At 62.7% G+C, this 19,809-nt stretch carries 15 protein-coding genes; 6 read left to right on the forward strand and 9 right to left on the reverse strand.

The features are described 5' to 3' along the window. Window positions 1-3: 3 nt before the first annotated feature. The 4 genes from EO094_RS15705 to EO094_RS15720 form a co-directional block, all read right to left on the reverse strand. The gene (locus tag EO094_RS15705) at window positions 4-1,077 is read right to left on the reverse strand and encodes an AbrB family transcriptional regulator (protein ID WP_128293854.1); all 1,074 of its coding nucleotides are present in this window, start codon (window positions 1,075-1,077) and stop codon (window positions 4-6) included. Then, window positions 1,074-2,603: a tripartite tricarboxylate transporter permease gene (locus tag EO094_RS15710; protein WP_128293855.1), complete on the reverse strand. Its 1,530-nt coding sequence runs from the start codon at window positions 2,601-2,603 to the stop codon at window positions 1,074-1,076. Before EO094_RS15710 ends, EO094_RS15705 begins: the two co-directional genes overlap by 4 nt. After that, window positions 2,600-3,052, reverse strand: a complete 453-nt coding sequence (locus EO094_RS15715) for a tripartite tricarboxylate transporter TctB family protein (RefSeq protein WP_128293856.1) — start codon at window positions 3,050-3,052, stop codon at window positions 2,600-2,602. Before EO094_RS15715 ends, EO094_RS15710 begins: the two co-directional genes overlap by 4 nt. 74 nt (window positions 3,053-3,126) lie before the next feature. Beyond that, on the reverse strand, window positions 3,127-4,119 hold the full coding sequence (locus tag EO094_RS15720) for a Bug family tripartite tricarboxylate transporter substrate binding protein (protein WP_128293857.1): 993 nt from the start codon (window positions 4,117-4,119) through the stop codon (window positions 3,127-3,129). 215 nt (window positions 4,120-4,334) lie between these two features. Between EO094_RS15720 and EO094_RS15725 the strand changes: the two genes are divergently transcribed. Genes EO094_RS15725 through prpB form a run of 3 tightly spaced genes read left to right on the forward strand, consistent with a single transcriptional unit; the run spans window position 4,335 to window position 7,146 of the window. Further along, window positions 4,335-5,012, forward strand: a complete 678-nt coding sequence (locus EO094_RS15725; RefSeq protein ID WP_246008562.1) for a GntR family transcriptional regulator — start codon at window positions 4,335-4,337, stop codon at window positions 5,010-5,012. Further along, entirely contained in the window at window positions 5,009-6,163 is a 1,155-nt protein-coding gene (locus EO094_RS15730; protein WP_128293858.1) for a PrpF domain-containing protein, read from the forward strand. Before EO094_RS15725 ends, EO094_RS15730 begins: the two co-directional genes overlap by 4 nt. A 53-nt stretch (window positions 6,164-6,216) precedes the next feature. Further along, window positions 6,217-7,146, forward strand: a complete 930-nt coding sequence (prpB, locus tag EO094_RS15735; protein WP_128293859.1) for a methylisocitrate lyase — start codon at window positions 6,217-6,219, stop codon at window positions 7,144-7,146. 48 nt (window positions 7,147-7,194) lie between these two features. On the opposite strand, the gene EO094_RS15740 is transcribed toward prpB, so the two are convergent. From EO094_RS15740 to EO094_RS15760, 5 genes are read right to left on the reverse strand one after another with little or no spacing between them, the layout of a single operon-like run. Beyond that, complete coding sequence (locus EO094_RS15740; RefSeq protein ID WP_128293860.1) at window positions 7,195-9,150, reverse strand: MacB family efflux pump subunit; 1,956 nt, start codon at window positions 9,148-9,150, stop codon at window positions 7,195-7,197. Between the two features lie 3 nt (window positions 9,151-9,153). After that, window positions 9,154-10,368, reverse strand: coding sequence for an efflux RND transporter periplasmic adaptor subunit (locus tag EO094_RS15745; protein WP_128293861.1), 1,215 nt, complete (start codon window positions 10,366-10,368; stop codon window positions 9,154-9,156). A gap of 21 nt (window positions 10,369-10,389) precedes the next feature. Beyond that, window positions 10,390-11,892 (reverse strand): efflux transporter outer membrane subunit, encoded by a 1,503-nt coding sequence (locus EO094_RS15750; protein WP_128294303.1) that lies wholly within the window; start codon window positions 11,890-11,892, stop codon window positions 10,390-10,392. Window positions 11,893-11,928: 36 nt separating this feature from the next. After that, a complete protein-coding gene (locus EO094_RS15755; protein WP_128293862.1) occupies window positions 11,929-15,078 on the reverse strand; it encodes an efflux RND transporter permease subunit in 3,150 nt (1,049 codons plus the stop codon). Window positions 15,079-15,087: 9 nt separating this feature from the next. Further along, on the reverse strand, window positions 15,088-16,314 hold the full coding sequence (locus EO094_RS15760; RefSeq protein ID WP_281275267.1) for an efflux RND transporter periplasmic adaptor subunit: 1,227 nt from the start codon (window positions 16,312-16,314) through the stop codon (window positions 15,088-15,090). Window positions 16,315-16,762: 448 nt separating this feature from the next. Here EO094_RS15760 and EO094_RS15765 point away from each other — a divergent pair, with 448 nt between their 5' ends. From EO094_RS15765 to EO094_RS15775, 3 genes are read left to right on the forward strand one after another with little or no spacing between them, the layout of a single operon-like run. Beyond that, the gene (locus tag EO094_RS15765) at window positions 16,763-17,353 is read left to right on the forward strand and encodes a TetR/AcrR family transcriptional regulator (protein ID WP_246008563.1); all 591 of its coding nucleotides are present in this window, start codon (window positions 16,763-16,765) and stop codon (window positions 17,351-17,353) included. Between the two features lie 23 nt (window positions 17,354-17,376). Continuing rightward, window positions 17,377-18,585 (forward strand): acyl-CoA dehydrogenase, encoded by a 1,209-nt coding sequence (locus EO094_RS15770; RefSeq protein WP_128293864.1) that lies wholly within the window; start codon window positions 17,377-17,379, stop codon window positions 18,583-18,585. Between the two features lie 21 nt (window positions 18,586-18,606). Beyond that, window positions 18,607-19,794, forward strand: a complete 1,188-nt coding sequence (locus EO094_RS15775; RefSeq protein ID WP_128293865.1) for a CaiB/BaiF CoA transferase family protein — start codon at window positions 18,607-18,609, stop codon at window positions 19,792-19,794. Window positions 19,795-19,809: the final 15 nt, after the last annotated feature.

The following is a 19,809-nucleotide window of genomic DNA, read 5'->3' on the forward strand; positions in this document are numbered from 1 at the left end:
GATTCAGTCAGGCTTGCCGGGTTTTGCGAGGTGTTTGAGCCCGAGCGGGATCAGCGCCACCATGATCGCGACGCGGACGAGATGATGACAGGCCACCATCGCCGGCGCGATGTGAAGGGCGACCGCGACCACCCCCATCTCCGGGGCTCCGCCGGGCAGGAACGAGAGAAGCAGCGGCGCCGCGTCGATTCCGGTGAGCTTCGAGGCGGCAAGGGCGGCGAGGAAAGTGCTGAAGGACAGCACCACGCCGATGATTGCCGACATCCAGCCGTCGCTCAAAATGTCTCGAAGCCGATAGCCGACGAAGCGGACACCGACATTCGCGCCTATAATGATCTGTGCGACGATCGAGATCTGCACCGGCACATGCGCCTCGACCACGCCGAGGCTGTGGACGAAGGCGGACAGGACGAGCGGGATCAGCAGGAGACCCGAAGGCACTTTCATCACCCGCCCGAGGAAATAACCTGCGATCGCACAGCCGAGAAGCAGCAGAAGATCGAGGGGCGACCCGTCGATTGGCGGCAGGCTGCCCGGGCGTGAGGCTCCGGCAAGATCGTAATCGCCGAGGAGGTGGATGAGGATCGGCATCGTCACCAGAAGGGCGACGAGCCGGGCGGAGTGGCAGAGCACGACCCGGCGGGGATCCGCCCCATAGGTTTCGGCAATGACGCTGACGACCGACAAACCGCCCGGCATGGCCGCCAGAAAGGCGGTCGCGGGCGTCATCTTCGCCCATGTCCGCAGAACCAGAAAGGCGAAGAAGAAGAACGCGATCGACAACATGATCATGATCACGAGGCTGGGCCACCAGCCGGGGATCGCTTTCACCGTTTCTGGATCGAAGCCGGCCCCGAGCATCGTGCCGACGATCACCATGGCGTAGCCGCGCCAGGAGCCCGGCAGGGCGAGCCGGACCCCGAAAAGCGACAGGAGGCCGGTTGCCGAAAAACTTCCGAGCACCCATGGCAGTGGGATCGACAGCGCCGTGAACGTGAGGCCGCCGGTGAGGCCGGCGGCAAGAGTGGCAAGACCGATGAGAAGGGTTGATGCTCGGCCGGATGTCTTCTGGCTCAAGACGAGCCGGCGGCCGCTTCCTCCGCGCTTTGCCGGTTTTCACGATGGCGGCGCCACAGGGGCAGCACCACCGCGGAAAGCAGAAGCAGGACGAGGAACAGGATCGCGATCGGCCGCTCGGCGAGATAGGCGAGCGGGTTGCCGCCCGAGATCTGCAATGTGCGCACCATCTCACCCTCTGTCATGCGGCCAAGAAGCAGGCCGATGACCGTCGCTGCGACGGGATAGGAATGCCGGCGCATCATCCAGCCGAGCCCCGCAAAAACGGCGACCGTCACGGGACCAGCGATGGTGCCGGTGATACCGAACCCGCCCCAGGCACACAAGGCGAGAACGGAGGGTACGAGGTAGCTGAGCGGCACGCGTACCACCATGCCGAGCACGCGCAGCGACAGGATGCCGACGATCGCAAGCAGGATCACCTGGCCCATATTGCCGATGATGATGGAGTAGACGACGTCCCGGTTGTCTCGGATGAAGGACGGTCCGCCCACGAGATTGTGGAAAGAGAAGGCCGCGAGGAGCACGGCCGTTGCCGCACCGCCCGGCACGCCGAGTGCCAGAAGCGCCGTCATCGATCCGCCTTCGGAGGATGAGTTCGATGATTCGGCCGCGACGACGCCCTCAGGCTCGCCCTTGCCGAACTTTTCCGGGTGATCAGAGCTGCGGCGCACTTCGCCATAGGCGACAAGATTTGCAACCGAGGAGCCGACGCCCGGCACCGCCCCGATCAGGGCGCCGATCAGGCTGCCGCGGATCAGCGTCTTCGGATAGCGAAATGTCTTGAGGAAGCCCTTGAGGAGCGCCGAGAGCGAAATCGTGCGCAGGCCCTTGGCGTCGACGAGATAGGAATTGCCGCGCAGCCGGAGAAGCTCGGAGGCGGCAAACATGCCGATCATCGCCGGGACCACCGGGATACCGTCGATGAGATAGGGATTGCCGATGGTCGTGCGCATCGTGCCGGTCGTCGACATGCCGATCTGGCTCAGAAGCAGACCGAGAAGGCCCGCATAAAGGCCCTTCGCCATGGTGCTGTCGTTGAGCGTGGCGATGAGGGTGAGCCCCCAGAACACCACCATCACCATTTCAAGCGGACCGAGTTTCAAGACGACGACCGTCAGCGGTTCGATCAGGAGAAAGAGCAGGACATAGCCGACAAAAGCGCCGACGACCGAGGCGCCGAGGCCGAGGCCCAGTGCTTCGTTATGCCGGCCCTGACGGGCCATCGGATAGCCGTCGAAGGCGGTCGCAACGCTCGACGACGAACCGGGGATGTTCATCAAGATCGCCGTGACGCCGCCACCATAGGCGCCACCGGTGAAAATCGACGTCAGGAACAGCATCGCCTGAAGGAAATCCATGTTCCAGGTGAGCGGCAGGAAGACGGCCATCGCCATGGAGATCTGCAGGCCCGGAATGGCGCCGAAGACAAGCCCGATGAGAAGGCCAGGCAGGACATAGAGCCAGGGGCCGAAACCGCCGAAAAGTAGGTCGAGCGACTGGGAAAGTGCGAGGCCGTCGATCATGAAAGGACCGCCAGGGGCATGGGGAAGGGAAAGAGCGAGCCGAAGCTCTCCACCAGGAGCGCTGTAAACACGGCCGCGTAGAGCGGCGGCGCCCAGAGGCGCTTTTCACCGCTCAGATGCACCCCGATCCACACGAAGAAGAATGTCGCGAGATCGAAGCCGACCTTGGTCAGCGCCACGCAGAAGACGCCGAAGCAGGCAAGCAGAACGACATCTCCGAGGGTCTCGTGGAGCGGCGTCCTTTCCAGGCCTTCCGGATCGTGGGGGCGCAGCAGGCTCTTGCCGAGGATGAGGGTGGCAAGCACGAGGAGCGCGATTCCGACCGGCACCACGACGATGAGATTGTAGAGCTTCGTCGATGCGGAAATGGCGCTCCAGTTGAGATAGATCGCGGTGATCGATCCGAGGATCAGAAAGACGAGATGAGTGGGCGCGATACGCAGCGGCATGATCTGCGACAGACCTCGGGAAAGATTTCGCCGGAAGGGTGGGAGGAGAGGGCAAAGGCCCTCTCCAGGCGGGTTCAGCCCGCTACGTCGTTAAAACGCTTCAAGATCTCGAAGTTGGACTTGATGATCTCGGTGGTTTTTTCCGGCCCGAGCCATTCGGCGCCGATGCCCTGCTTCTTGAGGCTTTCGACGAATTCCGGGTCGTCAAGAGCCGCCTTGTAGGCGTCCGTCATGCGCTGGAAGCGCTCCGGATATTTCTCCTTGAAGGTCGCATGGGCCGCGAGGCCGCGCATCGAGCCGACGAGCGGCGGCACGGTCACGCCCTCGTCCGAGAGAGCCTCGTTCAAGGTCGGGGCGTCCCAATCCGGCAGGCGCTTCTCGGAGGCGACGGCGAGGGGGCGGATATATTCTGCAATCGACAGCGACCCGTCGGCGCCGAGCACGGTCATGTCGACCTGCCCGCCGGCTGCGGCGGTGCGGGCTGCTGAGCCCGATTCGTAGGTGACGATGTTCACGTCATCCTCCGAAAGGCCGTAGCCTTCGAGCATCAGGAGCGCGTTGATGTAGCCCGTGGAGCCGGGAACGACGCTGATCGAATGCTTGCCCGGCTCTTCCTTGATGGCGGCGGCGAACTCGTCGAGCGTCTTGTAAGGAAGATCCTTGTTGAGCGCGAAGAGATCGATATCCGTCCACTGGCCGTTGATGAAGGCGAAGTCGTCGAGCGTGTAGTCGGCGTCTTTCTGCAGGATGGCGTTGCTGATGTAGGGGTGGATCGATGTTGCCAGGAAGAAGCTGCCATCGTCCGGCATGTTGAGGAAGTAGGTGTGGCCCACATGGCCGCCACCACCCTTCTGGTTGACCACCCGGATCGGCACGCCGAGTTCATCCTGCATCTTCTGCGCCAGCATGCGTGCGGTGCGGTCGGCCGAGCCGCCCGGTCCGAGCGCCACCACGAAGGTGATCTGCTGGTTCGGCCAGTCGTCCTGCGCCTGTGCCGAGATCGATGTTCCGAGCAAGGTCATGCCGGCGACGAGGCCGGCCAATGCGGAGCGTCTGGTGAGTTTCATAATCGTCCTCCCGCTTTTGTTATCTTGGCGGAATTTGCATCGCCGAGCGAGAATGTCAACAATGTGAGAGAGGTGGCGGCACTGCCTCGGGCAATAGGGGACGCTTGTCAGAGGCGTACTATTCTTCTAAGTGAGGCAAAACAGGGGGTTGCGGCCCTAAATTGAATCTGCCTCGTCATTGAGCAGAAAACGCCGCTAGTGTTGGGGGAGGCATATTGTCGACAATTGCAGTCAGGCACGGCGATTCCTCTGCCGCCATTCTGGAGCGTCTGCGGACCGATATCCTGGCCGGACGCCTGGTTCCTGGAGAGCGCCTCGGCGAAGTGGCTCTGGCGCGACGCTTCGAGGTGAGCCGCGGGCCGGTCCGCGAGGCGCTGCGGCTTCTGGCAGATGCCGGGCTCGTCAGTTTCACGCCCAATGTGGGCGCGCGCGTGCGCGAACTCTCCCTCGCGGACGCCCGTGTCCTCTATGAGCTGCGCGAAGCGCTGGAGGCTGAAGCCGCAAGGCTTGCGGCACTCAGGGCGACGCCGGAAGAGGCGCAGGATCTCGGTGCGCTCTTGAAGCAGCACGCAGGCGAGATCGCCGCCCATCCCGTGGGCGCTTACTTTCAAAGCGGTGGCGATGCGGATTTTCACATCGTCATCGCCAGGCTTTCAGGAAACCCGCTCATCCTGCGGCTTCTCGATTCGGAGCTTTATCCGCAGCTCTCCCTTCTCCGCCGCCGCCATGGCCGCGTGCAGGGCCGGGGCCGCGAGGCGCTGATCGAACACGAGCGCATCCAGGAAGCGATCGCAGCTGGCGACGGCGAACTCGCCGGACTTTTGATGCGCCGGCATATCCGCGCGAGCTGGACCTCGCTTGCCGGCGAACTCTCTCAAGAGGAGGAACGATGACCCAGCAGCGCATTCCGGCTGTTTTCATGCGCGGCGGCACCTCGAAGGCGATCATGTTGAAGGAGCAGGATCTGCCTGAGGACCGCGCTCTGTGGCCGGCGCTTTTTCGCAAGATGCTCGGCAGTCCCGATCCGAACGGGAGGCAGCTCGATGGCCTCGGCGGCGGCATTTCTTCGCTGAGCAAGATTTGCGTCATCGGCCCTTCGTCGCGCCCCGATGCGGATGTCGACTACACGTTCGCCCAGGTTTCGGTGAAAACCGACGCGGTCGATTTCAGCGGCAATTGCGGCAATATGAGTTCGGCCGTCGGCCCTTTTGCCGCCGACGAGAAAATGGTTGCTGCGCCGCGCGACGGCGAGGCCACGGTCCGCATCCACAACACCAACACGGGCAAGATCATCCGCTCCGTCTTCCGGATGGCCGGCGGTGAGGCAGCGGTCGAGGGCGATGCGGTGTTGCCCGGCGTGGCCGGGAGTGGGGCGCCGGTGCGACTGGAATTCCTGCATCCGGCCGGGACGCGCGGCAAAGGTCTTCTGCCGGCGGGCGAAGCGCTCACCCGGCTTACGAAGCGTGACGGCAGTGCGGTCGAGGCGAGCCTCATCGATGCCGCGATCCCGACCTGCTTCCTCCCGGCGTCGGCGCTTGGTGTCGATCCGACGATCATGCCGGACGCCCTCGATGCGGCGGGAGACGTGCTGGAGGAGATCGAGCATCTCCGGCGGCAGGCATCCGTTGCCATGGGCATCGCTTCGAGCGTGGACGAGGCGGCGAAGATCATCGCCATTCCGAAGATCGGCTTCGTCGCTGCTCCGTCCTCGTTCTCTGACCTGTCCGGTTCTGCTCTCGCGCCCGACGACTTCGACATCCTCGTGCGCATGATTTCGGCGGCTCAGCCGCATCGTGCCGTTCCCATCACCTGCTCGCTTGCTCTGGCGAGCGCGGCCGCGGTCGAGGGAGGTGTCGTGCGCGCGCTGCTCAAGCCGGAGACAGATTTGAGCCGGCTTCGGCTCGGCACGCCGAGCGGCATCGTGACCGTCGGCGTGAAGGTGAACGGCGAGAACGCAGGTGTCCCGGCAATCGAAGCCGCACATGTTCTCCGGACCCAGCGCCGCCTCATGGAAGGCGCGGTCTGCATCCCCAACCCATCGTGAATTCCCCAAAGTGGAAAACAATCCCCAAAGTGGAAAACAATCAAGGAGTGCCCATGACCGAGACACCGAACAGACCCGTATGGTTGGAAGAGCCGCTTCCGCGCGATCTTGGCGCCGCGCTTGCCAAGAAATGGGCCTCCGGCGAATTCCTGCAGATCGCGGGTGCTCACGATCCGATGGCCGCGCTTGTGGCGCGCAAGGCAGGGTTTGAGGCGTTGTATCTTTCCGGGGCGGCGCTCACGGCGTCTCTCGGCCTGCCGGATCTCGGTCTCCTGACCATGGAAGAGCTCGTCGGCCGGGCGCGTGCAATCATCCGCGTGACGAGGCTTCCCCTGGTCGTTGATGGCGACACGGGCTTTGGCGAGGCTTTGAACGCCATGCGCCTCATTCGCGAACTCGAGGACGTGGGTGTGGCGGCCGTGCAGCTCGAAGACCAGGTGATGCCGAAGAAATGCGGCCATCTGAACGGCAAGCAGCTCGTTGCCGCCGAAGACATGGCCCAGAAGGTCGCCGCAGCCGCCCGCGCGCGGCGCGATCTCAAGATCATCGCCCGCACCGACGCGGCGGCTAGCGAAGGTGTCGAGGCCGCGATCGAGCGCGCGCGCCTTTATATCGAGGCCGGGGCCGATGCGATTTTCCCCGAGGCGCTCGAAGGCGAAGAGCAGTTCCGCCAGTTCGCTTCGGCCATCAAGGTGCCGCTCCTTGCCAATATGACGGAGTTTGGCCGCACGCCGCAGACGTCGGCCGCAGAGTTTGCCGAGATGGGTTATGCGATGGCGATCTGGCCGGTTTCGAGCCTGCGCATCTGCGCACATGCCATGGAAAAGTTCTTCACCGAGCTGAAGACCACGGGCACCGCGGCCGGCACGGTGAAGGACATGCAGAGCCGGGCCGAGCTCTACGACATCATCAATTATTTCGGTTACGAGTCTTTGGACAAGAAGGTCCTGCGGACGGTCCTCGACCCGGCCTTTGCGGCGTAATCGGAGCTTGCTTCTGATTGACGCCGGCGCGATTTGCCGTGGCCGGCGTCAATCCCGGGCGAGTGCGGCGACCGGATCGAGCCTGGAGGCATTGCGTGCCGGCAGATAGCCGAAGACGATGCCGATGAGGCTTGAGCAGAGAAACGCCGCGACGATCGAGACGGGCGAGTAGATGAGCTTGAAGCTCGATCCGAGCGCATCGAAAAGGGCGCCGAAGCCGAGCGCCAAGGCGATGCCGAGCACGCCGCCGATCAGGCAGACGAGCACGCCCTCGATCAGGAATTGCTGCAGGATGTCGCTCTGGCGGGCACCGACAGCCATACGTACGCCGATCTCGTTGATGCGCTCAGACACCGAAACGAGCATGATGTTCATGACGCCGATCCCGCCCACGATCAGCGAAATGAGGGCGATGGAGGCGATCAGGACGGTCAAGGTTTCCGTCGTCTCCGTGATCGTCTGACGGATGTCGTCCGTATTGAGAATGAAGAAATCCTTCGAGCCGTGACGCCGGGTGAGGAGCTCCGTCACGGCCTGTTCGGCGGTATCGGTGGACGTATCGTCGGCGACGCGCACGGTGATGCTTCTAAGTGACTGGTCGCCCAGGAAACGCGCCTGCACCGTCGTATAAGGCAGGTAGAGGTTGAGGTTGCTGCTGGCGCCGAAGCCGCTTTGTTGGGCGCCTGCGACCCCGACGATGCGACAGGGCACCTTGCCGACCAGAATGACCTGGCCGACCGGGCTGCCGTCGAAGTCAGCGAACAGAGATTGCCGGGTATTGTCGTCGATGACGACGTCTTTCTCCAACCGCCTCACGCTCTCCTGATTGAAGAAGCTGCCGGCGGCGAGCGTCGTGCCCCGAGCCTCGAAATACTGCGCGCCGACACCGTTGACGAGCGCACTCGCTTCGATCGAGCCGAAACGCACGTTGGCGCTTGTGGAGACCGTCGGCGTGACAGCCGCAACATAGGGCTGGCCGGCGAGGGCGTCCGCATCGGAGACGACCAGCGTCGTGATTTTCCCCGAGCGCACGTCGCCGAAATCCTTGCCGGGAAAGACCTCCAGCGTGTTCGTGCCGAGGCTTGAGATTTGCGACAGAACCTGCTGCCGCGATCCTTCGCCGAGCGCCACCACGCAGACGACGGACGCAATGCCGATGATGATGCCGAGCATCGTCAGAAACGTTCTGAGCTTGTGGGCGCGCATGGCGAGCAGTGCCATGCGAAAGGCTTCCCCGAAACGATCGACCGCGGCGCGCACACGCCCGCGCCGCCGGTCCTCTGCGATCTCTCCGGCAATCTGTTGCCCGTCCGCCTTGGCGCTGCGGGTGTCGGAAATGATCTCGCCATCGCTGATTTCGATGATCCGCTCGGCGCGCGCCGCGACATTCATGTCGTGCGTCACCAGGATGACGGTCTTGCCCTCTCGGTTGAGCTCTTCGAGGATCTTCAGGACTTCTTCGCCGGAATGCTTGTCGAGGGCCCCGGTCGGCTCGTCGGCGAGGATCACCTGCGCGCCGTTCATCAGTGCACGGGCGATGGAGACGCGTTGCTGCTGGCCTCCGGAGAGCTGGCCGGGCCGGTGCTCCAGCCGGTCTGCCATGCCAAGCCGTGCCAGAAGCTCTTCGGCCCGCTCTTCGCGCTCCGCCGGTGGCTGGCCGGCATAGATCGCGGGGATTTCGACGTTGCCGAGGGCCGTCAGCTCCGAAAGCAGATGATAGCGCTGGAAGATGAAGCCGAAATGCTCCCGCCGAAGCGCTGCCAGCTGATCGGGTTCGAGTGCCGACGTCTCCTGCCCGGAAATCCTGTAGCTTCCCGCTGTCGCACGGTCGAGACAGCCGAGAATGTTCATCAGCGTCGATTTTCCGGAGCCGGAGGCGCCGACGATCGCGACCATTTCTCCGGCATCGATCTGAAGGTCGATATCCTTGAGAACTGCGATCGTGTCCTCACCGGCGGGAAACTCCCGCCGAAGCTTCTCGAGCGTAATGAGAGGTGTGGCCAATGCCTAGAACCCCATCGGTCCCCGGGGCCCGCGCCGTCGACCGCTCCCAGAGCTGCCTGGCTGACCCATGACGACACGATCGCCTTCCGAAAGGCCGGAAACAACCTCCGCCCGGATCTTGTCGTTGAGGCCGATTTTTACCGTGCGTTCGGCGACGTTGCCATCCGCCTCCAGCACATGGACCGAATACGTCCCGTCAGCACCTTTGCTGCCGAGTGCCGCCGACGGTAAGGTCAGGACATTATGGGCCTGGCCGAGCACGATGTGGACTTCCGCCGTCATGTAGGTGCGCAACTCGCGATCCTGGTTCGGCACATCGAAGATGCCGTTGTAATAGATCGCCTTCTCGGACGCGGAACTCGAGCCTGAGGACGACGAGGCCACCATGCTGTCGCTGGTGATTGATTCCGGTGCGGGCTCGATGAACGAGAGGGTCGATTCGTAGCGACGGTCGGGATTTCCCAGCACCGTGAAATAGACGGGCTGGCCGGGTTTGACGTCCACGACATCGACTTCGGAAATCTCCGCGCGCACGGTCATCGTGTCGAGCTGCCCGAGAATGACGATCGTCGGGGCCGACTGGATGGCATTCACCGTCTGCCCCTCCTGCGTCACCACCCAAAGCACCGTCCCGTCCATCGGAGCGGTAATTTTGGTGTAGCCGAGGTCGACTTTCGCCGTTTCGACGGCCACCTCCGCCTCGGCGATCTGCGCGTCGAGCGCGGAGATCTGCGCTTTGGTCACTTTGACGGTCGCTTCCGCCTCTTCGTAATCGGCACGCGAAACCGCATTCTGGTTGATCATGCGTGTCTGCCGCGCGAGAGCCTGCTCGGCCTGAACGAGCGTCGCCTGCTTCTCCTCCTTTTGAGCGCGAACGTTGGCAAGCGACGCCTCTGCGGTGCGCAGGTCGTTCTCCTGCGTTTCGGAATCGATCTCCGCGATGAGATCGCCTTCCTTGACGCTGTCGCCCACGCCGACGTCGAGAGACGTGACGCGGCCCGAAACCTGCGCGCCCACGGCGACCAGTTTCGCCGGCTTGAGAATGCCCGTGGCGAGGACCGTCTTCTCGATATCGCCCCGTGTGACCGGCGACGTCATGATCTCAGGCGGCTCTTCGGTGAAATAACTGCCCTTCGCCCAGTAACCCGCCCCGCCGATCAGAAGGAGGGCGACAAGGAGCCAGATGAGCTTGGAACGCTTGCGCTTGCGGGCTGCCATCACGTTGCCGATCTTTGTGCCCTAATGCTGCACGAAGACGACCGGCCTGGTCTTCGGCCGGTCGACAATTGCAGGCTCGTCGATCCGCACCCGTCCGTCCCAGCCGCCGCCCAGCGCCTTTTGCAGGGCGATATAATCCTGCGTGATTTCCACGCGGCTTGCGAGCAACGCATCCTCCGCGGAGTAAAGCGAGCGCTCCGCGTCGAGCACGTCGAGGAAGCTTGATGAACCGCTCTTATAGAGTGTCCGGGCAAGGTCGGCCGCCTGCCGGTAGGCCTGTGTGGATGTGGCAAGCTTGCCGTAGCGGATGCGCTCCTGGGACAGCCCGACGATGGCGTTCTCCACTTCCTCCAGCGCGTTGAGCACGGACGATTTGTAGGCGATGAAATACTGGTCACGCTGAGCCCGTGCGACATCCGCCGCAGCGGCGAGCTGGCCGCCATGGAAAAGGGGAACGCTGAGGCTCGGACCGAACGACCAGGCGATCGAAGAATGGTCTGCAAGATCGCCGATCTGAGCACCCGATGTGGCGATGTTGCCGAGGAGACTGACACTCGGGAATCGATCGGCCTCGGCCGCGCCGACCCGCGCCGTGTACTGGGCGAGCTGTCTCTCTGCCATACGCACATCGGGGCGTGTGTTCAAAATTTCGGCCGGAATGCCGGTCGGGATCGGCAGCTTTGGCCGCGGAATCGGTTTGCTCTTCTTGAGCTTGCTCTCGAGGGCGCTCGGCGCCTGACCGGTCAACACGCCGAGCCGGTGCAACGCTTCGGCGTAGGAGGTGCGCAGCGATGGAATCGTCGCCTCCGTATTGGCCGCCTGACCCGTGGCGTTCGCCACATCGAGCGAGGATGCCGCGCCTGCCTCGAACTTGTTACGGGTGATGTCCGCGGTCTCGCGCTGCGAGGATGCGGTCCGCTGGGCAAGCGCGATGCGCGCCTGATAACCGCGGAGATTGACGTAGTTCGACGCGACATCGCCGATCAACGTCAAAAGCGTGTTGCGCAGATCTTCCTCCGCGGCATCGATGCCGTAGCGGGCGGCCTCGGCCGTGCGGCGATTCCCGCCGAAAAGATCGAGCTCCCAGGTCGCGTCGAAGCCGGCCTGATAGTTCCATGCCGTGTTCGAGCCGCCCGAACCTGCACCGTTGCTCTTCGAACGCTGGCTGGAACCGGATCCGTCGGAAGAAGGGAGGAGCGCGCCGGTGCTCTGCCGGTAGCTCGCCCGCGCCTCGCGGATCCGCGCTTTCGCCGAGGCAACGTCGAGATTGCCCGCGACCGCTTCCTCGATGAGGGAATCGAGCAAGGGATCGTTGAGGCGGCTCCACCAATGCGCGAGTTCCGGCGGACGGGTCGGTTGCGTGGCGCCGTTGTTGCTCCAGCTGGCGGGAAGCGCCATCAGAGGCTTCTGATAGTCTGGCCCGACCATGCAGCCGGCGAGCCAGGGCAGGGTCAGAAGCATGGCCGCGGTGGTGCGTCTGCCTCGACGATGCGAAGCCCGTGTCGCGATGGGGTGAGCGATCATCTTTGTCATGCCTGGCGATCGGTCTTTCTTGTCCGCCTAAGCCTGTGAAGCTGGGGCGGGGATGGTGTCGGCTGCGGAAGCCTGCGAATTGCGTCGCTTGGAGAACAGACGACGCACCGCAACGAATAGGAGAGGCGCGAAGAACACGCCGAGGGTCGTGGAGGCGATCATGCCGCCCATGACGCCGATACCGACGGCATTCTGGCTGCCGGATCCGGCGCCATCGGCAATGGCGAGCGGCAAGACGCCGAGAATGAAGGCGAGCGACGTCATCAGGATGGGCCGCAATCTCTGCCGGCATGCTTCGAGTGTCGCTTCCACCAGGTCTTTGCCTTGTTTCTGCCAGTCCAGCGCGAATTCGACGATCAGAATGGCGTTCTTCGCCGCGAGACCGATGGTCGTCAGCAGACCGACCTTGAAATAGACGTCATTGGATTGGCCGAAATAGAGCGACGCGACGAGCGCTCCGAGAATGCCGATCGGCACGGTCAGGATCACCGCGATCGGGATCGTCCAGCTCTCGTAAAGCGCCGCAAGCGCCAGGAACACGACAAGGACCGAGATCGCATAAAGGGACGCCGCCTGATTGCCGGCGATGCGCTCCTGATACGACAAGCCGGTCCATTCGTGTCCAAAGCCGGCTGGCAGCTCGGAAATCAGCTCTTCGACCTTCTCCATCGCCTGGCCGGAGCTGTAGCCCGCACCCGCCGAGCCCTGGATTTCCATGGCCGGCAGCCCGTTGAAACGTTCAAGGCGCGGTGAGCCATAGGTCCAGGTCCCGGTTGCGAACGCCGAGAACGGCACCATCTTGGCGTCCGAATTGCGCACATACCATTGCTCGATGTCCTCCGGCTGCATGCGGAAGTGCGAATCTCCCTGCACATAGACGGGTTTCACGCGGCCCTTGTTGATGAAGTCGTTGACGTATTTGCTGCCCCAGGAGACCGAGAGGGTGCTGTCGATGTCGGAGAGGGCAAGAGAATAGGCGCTCGCTTTCTCCTGATCGATGTCGATGTGGTATTGGGAGGTGTCTTCCTGGCCATTGGGGCGGGTGCCGCTCAGAACCGGGCTTTGTGCCGCCAACCCGAGCAGTTGGTTGCGCGCCCCTTTGAGGGCGTCGTGGCCGGCGTTGTTGAGGTCCTGCAGATAGAAATCAAATCCGCCCGTTGCGCCGAAGCCCGGCAGGGCAGGCGGGTTGAGCACGAAGACGCGGCCGTCCTTGATTCCCGATAGCGCACCCATAGCTCGTCCGGCGATCGCCTGCGCGCTCGCAGCTTCGCTCGTACGTTTCTCGAAATCGCTGAGGCGAATAAAGGCGAGTCCGACATTCTGGCCCTGGCCGCCGAAGCCGAACCCGACCTCCGTCATCACGCCGGCGACGTTGTCCGTCTCATCGTCGAGGAAGTAATCCTGCACCTGACGCATCACGCGCCACGTTCGCTCCTGGGTCGCGCCGGCAGGAAGCTGAACGCTGGCGATCAGGATGCCCTGGTCCTCGTCTGGCAGGAAGGAGCTCGGCAGCTTTGTGAAGAGATATCCGGTTGCCCCCGCGATGACGAGGAAGACGACAAGGAAGCGAAACGAACGCTTGATGATACCGCTGACGCCTGAGCGGTACCCGTTGGTCAAGCGCTCGAAAGAGCGGTTGAAGAGGCCGAAGACGCCTTTCTGCTTGTGTCCTTCCTTAACGGGCTTGAGCAGCGTTGCGCACAGGGCCGGGGTCAGGATGAGCGCGACGGCGACCGAGAGGATCATCGCGGTGACGATGGTCACGGAAAACTGGCGATAGATGATGCCGACCGAGCCGGAGAAGAACGCCATCGGCACGAAGACGGCGGACAGCACCGTGGCGATGCCGATCAGCGCGCCCTGGATCTCGCCCATCGACTTGATCGTCGCCTCCTTGGGCGGCAAGCCTTCTTCGTCCATCACGCGCTCGACATTCTCCACCACCACGATGGCGTCGTCGACGAGAAGGCCGATGGCCAGCACCATGGCGAACATGGTGAGGGTGTTGATGGAATAGCCGGCGAAGGAGAGCATGGCGAAAGTGCCGAGCAAAACGACCGGAACGGCGATCGTCGGAATGAGCGTCGCGCGGATGTTCTGCAGGAAGACGAACATGACGATGAAGACGAGGACGATGGCCTCAAACAGCGTCTTCACCACCTCTTCGATGGAGAGTTCGACGAAGGGGGTCGTGTCGTAAGGATAGACGATCTCGACACCCCGCGGCAGCGTGCCGGCGTTCGCGTCGAGCACATCGCGAACCTCTGCCGCCGTTGAGATGGCGTTGGCACCGGTGGCGAGATAGATCGCGAGACCGGCGGCGGGTTTGCCGTTGTAGCGTGAGCTCGTGTCGTAGCTCTCCGAGCCGATTTCGACACGCGCCACGTCGTTGAGCCGCACGATCGATCCGCCGGTGGCGCTCTTCAGGATGATGTTCTCGAATTGCTCGACCGTCTGAAGGCGGCTCTTGGCGGTGAGGGTGACGTTGAGCGCCTGTCCCTGGACCTGCGGTTCGGCGCCGAGCTGGCCGGCGGACACCTGCGTGTTCTGGGCCTGGATTGCCGCCGTCACGTCGCTCGGCATCAACGAGTATTTTTGCAGCTTGGCAGGGTCGAGCCAGACGCGCATGGCGTAGCCCGAGCCGAAAAGGCGGGTCGAGCCGACGCCGCCGAGGCGGCTCAACGGGTCGTTCAACGTCGATTGAACGTAATCGGCGAGGTCCGTCGTCGTCTGCGAGCCGTCGGTCGACACAAATCCGACGACCATCAAGAAGCTCTGCGTCGACTTGGTGACCGTCACGCCATTGTTGACGACGGCCTGGGGCAGTTGCGATTCCACAAGCTGCAGCTTGTTCTGCACCTGCATCTGCGCGACGTCGGGATCCGCTTGATTGGTAAAGGTGAGCTGGATGGAGGCGGAGCCGGTCGATGTCGACGACGAGGTCATGTAGTCGAGAAAATCGATGCCGGTCATGCCCTGCTCGATGACTTTGGTCACCGAATTCTCGACCGTCTCCGCATCGGCGCCGGGATAGTTGGCTCGGATCTGCACCGTCGTCGGTGAGATCTGCGGATATTGCGAGATGGGCAGGGTCGTCAGGGCAAGGAGACCGCCCAGCATGACGACGAGCGCGATGACTGCGGCGAAGACCGGCCGTTCGATAAAGAAGCGCGACATGGGTGTGGGTCAGCCCTTCTGAGCGCGGTCGTTCGAGAGGGCGGCTTTTTCGGGGGGCGTCTCCGAAAGAGCCTGAACTTCGCCGGTCTCCTCGTCGAGGGTGACTTCGGTGGCGCGCACGCTGTCACCGTCTTTGACGGATTGCGCGCCTTCCACGATGAGCCGGTCGCCATCCGAGACACCGCCGTCCACGAGCCAATTGCGGCCGATGCTGCGCTGCACGCTCAACACGCGCTGGTCCACCTTTCCGTCGGCATCGACGAAAAACGCCACTGCCTCGCCATCCGGGTTGTGGGTGACGGCGCGCTGCGGGACGAGAAAGCTCCCCTCCGCGACGCCTTCTTGGAGGATGCCGCGCACATACATGCCCGGCAGAAGCAGTCGATCGGGATTGGGAAAGACGGCGCGCACCGTGAAAGTCCCCGTCGTCTCGTCGATCACCGATTCCATGAACTCGAGCGCTCCGTCCTGAGCATAGGTGCTGCCGTCGTCGAGTTTCAGCCTGACCGCGACGTTCTCGCCCGAGGTTTTGATGCGCCCTTCGTCGACAGCGCGCCTTAATCTCAGCAGGTTCGTGCTCGACTGCGTGACATCGATATTGATCGGGTCGAGCGTGCGGATCGTCGTCAAAGGCGTCTCTTGATCGGCGGTGACGAGCGCGCCGACGGTGACAGCCGAGGCGCTGATACGACCGGAGATCGGCGCCTTCACCTTGGTATGATCGAGATTGATGCGGGCGGATTCGAGATCGGCCTTGGCTGACGCGACATCGGCCTGCGCTTGCAGAAGGTCCGATCGAGCATCGTCGACATCCTGCTTCGACACGGCGTTCTGCGCCACGAGCCCTTCATAGCGTTCCACCTTGGCCTTGGCGCTTGGGACCTTCGCTTCGGCTTTCTGGAGAGCTGCAGCCGCCACGTCGTAGGCTGCCTGGTAAGAGGCGCTGTCGATCTCATAGAGAACGTCGCCTTCTTTGACCTCGCTGCCTTCTTCGAAGGCGCGCGCACGGATGATGCCGCCAACCTGGGGTCGCACCTCCGCGACCAGGGAGGCCGCTACGCGCCCAGGAAGTTCGGCCGTGATGGTTGTCGATCCCGGATGGAGAGCAATGACGCTCACCTGCGGGGAATTGCTCTGCGCCGGGGCTGTCTTTTGTTCCTCAGACGGGTTGCAGGCGCTGAGAAGCAAGGTCGCAGCAAAGGTCCCCACAATGAGGTTCGGACAGTGCAGGCGCAACCTGTCGTAGAGTCTACCTATGCGGCTGGTCCGGGGGGAGGTAGGGAGGGTGGAAATAGCCGTCGGGCGCGGAGTTTCGGGGGCGTCCGTCGCCGCAAAGCGAAGGAAGATCTCCTTGCGATGGCCACCTGAAGAGGAGCTGCAGAAAATCATTCGCGCATTTCGCCGTTTACGTGAGGCGTTATTTCCGCGATAACCATATTTGGGAAAAGGACTGTCTTGAGCCATGTTGAGACCGGGGGGCGATACAGCATAAGGATTGGGAGGGAGCAGCTGTGCCCGTTAATATAAAACGCGATCGTACCTATAAATGTCCCTGGCGCTCTGTCAAGCCGCTCAGGTGACCGATATGCATTCCGTAGCCTCTTCAAAAGACGAAGAAACCTTAAATCTCGGCAAGGCTGAGGGGGGCTCTGAGGCTCCTCGTGGACGTGGCCGTCCCAAAGTCATGTCGGATGAAGCCCAAAGTGCGATCATCCTTCAGAAGGCACGCGAGCTGTTCCAGGAGAGCGGCTATGCACGCACGACGATGGATGAGGTGGCGGCGCGGTGCCGGATTTCGAAGCGCACGCTTTACCGGCTTTTCCCCAGCAAGACGGAGCTTTTTGCCGCGATCATCGACGCCCATCGTGAGACCATGCTGGCGCTCCCGGGCGACTACGAGGAGATGTCGCTGCAGGAGGCTCTGGAAGCCATTTTCCGCATCGACATTTCAGAAGAAGCCGATCGTGAGCGCGTCGCTCTTTTGCGTTTCGTGATGGTGGAATCTCGGCATTATCCGGAATTGCACGATTTGGCGCGCCAGCGCGGCGGCGAGAGATCGCGAGCTCTCTTGGGCGAATGGTTTGACAAGCAGCGTCAACTCGGGCGTATCGATGTCGACGATGCAATGAGTGCTGGGAAGATTTTGATGGACATGATCTTCGGTGCCATTGTCTTCAAAACGCCGGGAGACCCCGAATTGGGCGGTGGCGATGACCGTAAGAGCTATCTGCGCCGCTGTATTCGGATATTTTTGAACGGAGTGCGTCCCCGGTAGCGGGCGACGGTGGCGAGCAGGTCATGGATCAACACGTTAAGAAGACCGATTCACACTCTGCCTTTGATTGGGCGGATCCTTTTTTCCTCGAAGATCAGCTGAGTGAAGAAGAACGGCTGATCCGTGATACGGCGCACGATTATGCGCAGGAGAAGCTCGCTCCTCGGATTCTCGAAGCCTACGCCAAGGAAAGAACCGAGCCAGAGATCTTTGCGGAAATGGGCGAACTCGGCCTTCTCGGGATCACCATCCCCGAAGAATATGGCTGCGCCCACGCCTCCTATGCCGCCTACGGCCTTGTGGCGCGTGAAGTCGAGCGCGTCGATTCGGGCTATCGCTCCATGATGAGCGTGCAATCCTCGCTCGTCATGCATCCGATCTACGCCTATGGCGACGAAGCGCAGCGGCAGAAATATCTGCCGAAGCTCGCAAGCGGCGAATGGATCGGCTGCTTTGGTCTGACCGAACCCGATGCCGGCTCCGATCCCGCCGGAATGAAGACGCGGGCGGAAAAGGTGAGCGACGGCTATCGTCTCACCGGCTCCAAGACGTGGATCTCGAATGCTCCGCTCGCCGATGTCTTCGTGGTGTGGGCGAAATCGGCCGAGCATGACGGTGCGATCCGCGGTTTCATTCTCGAGAAGGGCATGCCGGGTCTTTCCGCACCGAAAATCGGCGGCAAGCTGTCCCTGCGCGCGTCGATCACCGGCGAGATCGTCATGGATGGCGTCGTGGTGCCGGAAGAGAATCTCCTGCCCAATGTTTCGGGGCTGAAAGGCCCGTTCGGTTGCCTCAATCGCGCGCGCTATGGAATCGCCTGGGGCGTCATGGGGGCCGCCGAGGATTGCTGGTTCCGCGCAAGGAGTTATGCGCTCGAGCGGAATCAGTTTGGCAGGCCGCTCGCCGCCACTCAGTTGGTTCAGAAGAAACTGGCCGACATGCAAACGGAGATCGTTTTGGGTCTCCAGGCGGCTTTGCGCGTCGGTCGTCTCTTCGACGATGGCAAGATGGCGCCTGAGATGATCTCGCTCATCAAGCGCAACAATTGCGGCAAGGCGCTTGATATCGCCCGTGTCGCTCGCGACATGCATGGCGGCAACGGGATCCAGGAAGAATACCACGTCATGCGCCATGCGCAGAACCTCGAGACGGTCAATACCTATGAGGGCACGCACGACATCCACGCGCTGATCCTCGGCCGTGCCCAGACGGGTATTCAGGCCTTCTTTTGATCTGAGGCTCGGGGTCGGAAAATGAATAAGCCGCTTGAGGGCGTCAAAGTCATTGAGCTCGCCCGCATTCTGGCCGGGCCTTTTGCTGGTCAGGTTCTCGCCGATCTCGGTGCGGACGTGATCAAGATCGAGGAGCCGAGCCAGGGCGACGACACCCGGCGCTGGGGACCGCCTTTTGTCGTCAATCCGGAGGGTGGATCGGAGGGGGCCGCTTATTTTCACGCCTGCAATCGGGGCAAACGGTCGATCGGCGTCGATATCGCCACGCCCGACGGGCAGGAAATCGTGCGACGGCTTTGCGCCGAGGCGGACGTGCTCGTCGAAAACTTCAAACTCGGCGGCTTGAAGAAATATGGTCTCGACGCGGCGACGCTGCGCCGTGATTTCCCCCACCTCATCGTCTGCTCCATCACCGGCTTCGGCCAGACCGGTCCTTATGCGTCCCGCGCCGGCTATGACGTGATGATCCAGGGCATGTCGGGGATCATGTCTCTGACGGGCGAACCGGACGGCGAGCCGATGAAGATGGGTGTCGCTTTTGCCGACATCTTCACCGGCCTTTATTCCGTCATTGCGATCCAGGCGGCGTTGCGCGCGCGCGAAGCGAGCGGCGAGGGGACGCACATCGATATGGCGCTGTTCGATTCCATGACGGGCGTCCTGGCGAACCAGGCGATGAACTACCTCGTGACCGACAAGAACCCGCAACGCGCCGGCAACGCCCATCCCAATATCGTTCCCTACCAGGTGTTCGCCGTCAGCGACGGCCATCTCATCATCGCGGTCGGAAACGATCGGCAGTTTCGTGGGCTTTGTCGAATTCTCGGCAACGAAGAATGGGCGGACGATCCGCGTTTCGCCGACAATGCTGCGCGTGTCGCAAACCGCCCCGAGCTTCTTGGGCTTCTTTGTCCGAAACTTGCATCCTGGCGGCGGACAGACCTCCTTCAACGTCTCGAGACGGCGGCAATCCCTGCAGGACCGATCAACACATTGTCGGAGGTTTTTGCCGACCCGCAACTGCGCGAGCGCGGCATGGTGATCGAAGCCGAAATGGCGGGTGGCGCCTTCACCCTTCCTGGGCTACGCACGCCGATCCTCTTCGACGGAACGCCGCTCGCGGCCCAATCGGGCTCTCCGCGGCTCAACGAGCACGGTGAGGAGATTCTGCGCGAGATCAATATGGAAGAAGCGGCCTCCGAAGCCTGACGCCTGCAGGATGCT

The sequence above is a fragment of the Afifella aestuarii genome (assembly GCF_004023665.1).
Taxonomy (GTDB): domain Bacteria; phylum Pseudomonadota; class Alphaproteobacteria; order Rhizobiales; family Afifellaceae; genus Afifella; species Afifella aestuarii.

Excerpts from the sequence above, each read along its gene's own strand:
- EO094_RS15710 (WP_128293855.1), bottom strand. The coding sequence starts at position 2,603 with ATGATCGACGGCCTCGCACTTTCCCAGTCGCTCGACCTACTTTTCGGC.
- EO094_RS15715 (WP_128293856.1), bottom strand. The coding sequence starts at position 3,052 with ATGCCGCTGCGTATCGCGCCCACTCATCTCGTCTTTCTGATCCTCGGA.
- EO094_RS15720 (WP_128293857.1), bottom strand. The coding sequence starts at position 4,119 with ATGAAACTCACCAGACGCTCCGCATTGGCCGGCCTCGTCGCCGGCATG.
- EO094_RS15730 (WP_128293858.1), top strand. The coding sequence starts at position 5,009 with ATGACCCAGCAGCGCATTCCGGCTGTTTTCATGCGCGGCGGCACCTCG.
- prpB (WP_128293859.1), top strand. The coding sequence starts at position 6,217 with ATGACCGAGACACCGAACAGACCCGTATGGTTGGAAGAGCCGCTTCCG.
- EO094_RS15745 (WP_128293861.1), bottom strand. The coding sequence starts at position 10,368 with ATGGCAGCCCGCAAGCGCAAGCGTTCCAAGCTCATCTGGCTCCTTGTC.
- EO094_RS15750 (WP_128294303.1), bottom strand. The coding sequence starts at position 11,892 with ATGATCGCTCACCCCATCGCGACACGGGCTTCGCATCGTCGAGGCAGA.
- EO094_RS15755 (WP_128293862.1), bottom strand. The coding sequence starts at position 15,078 with ATGTCGCGCTTCTTTATCGAACGGCCGGTCTTCGCCGCAGTCATCGCG.
- EO094_RS15765 (WP_246008563.1), top strand. The coding sequence starts at position 16,763 with ATGTCGGATGAAGCCCAAAGTGCGATCATCCTTCAGAAGGCACGCGAG.
- EO094_RS15770 (WP_128293864.1), top strand. The coding sequence starts at position 17,377 with ATGGATCAACACGTTAAGAAGACCGATTCACACTCTGCCTTTGATTGG.
- EO094_RS15775 (WP_128293865.1), top strand. The coding sequence starts at position 18,607 with ATGAATAAGCCGCTTGAGGGCGTCAAAGTCATTGAGCTCGCCCGCATT.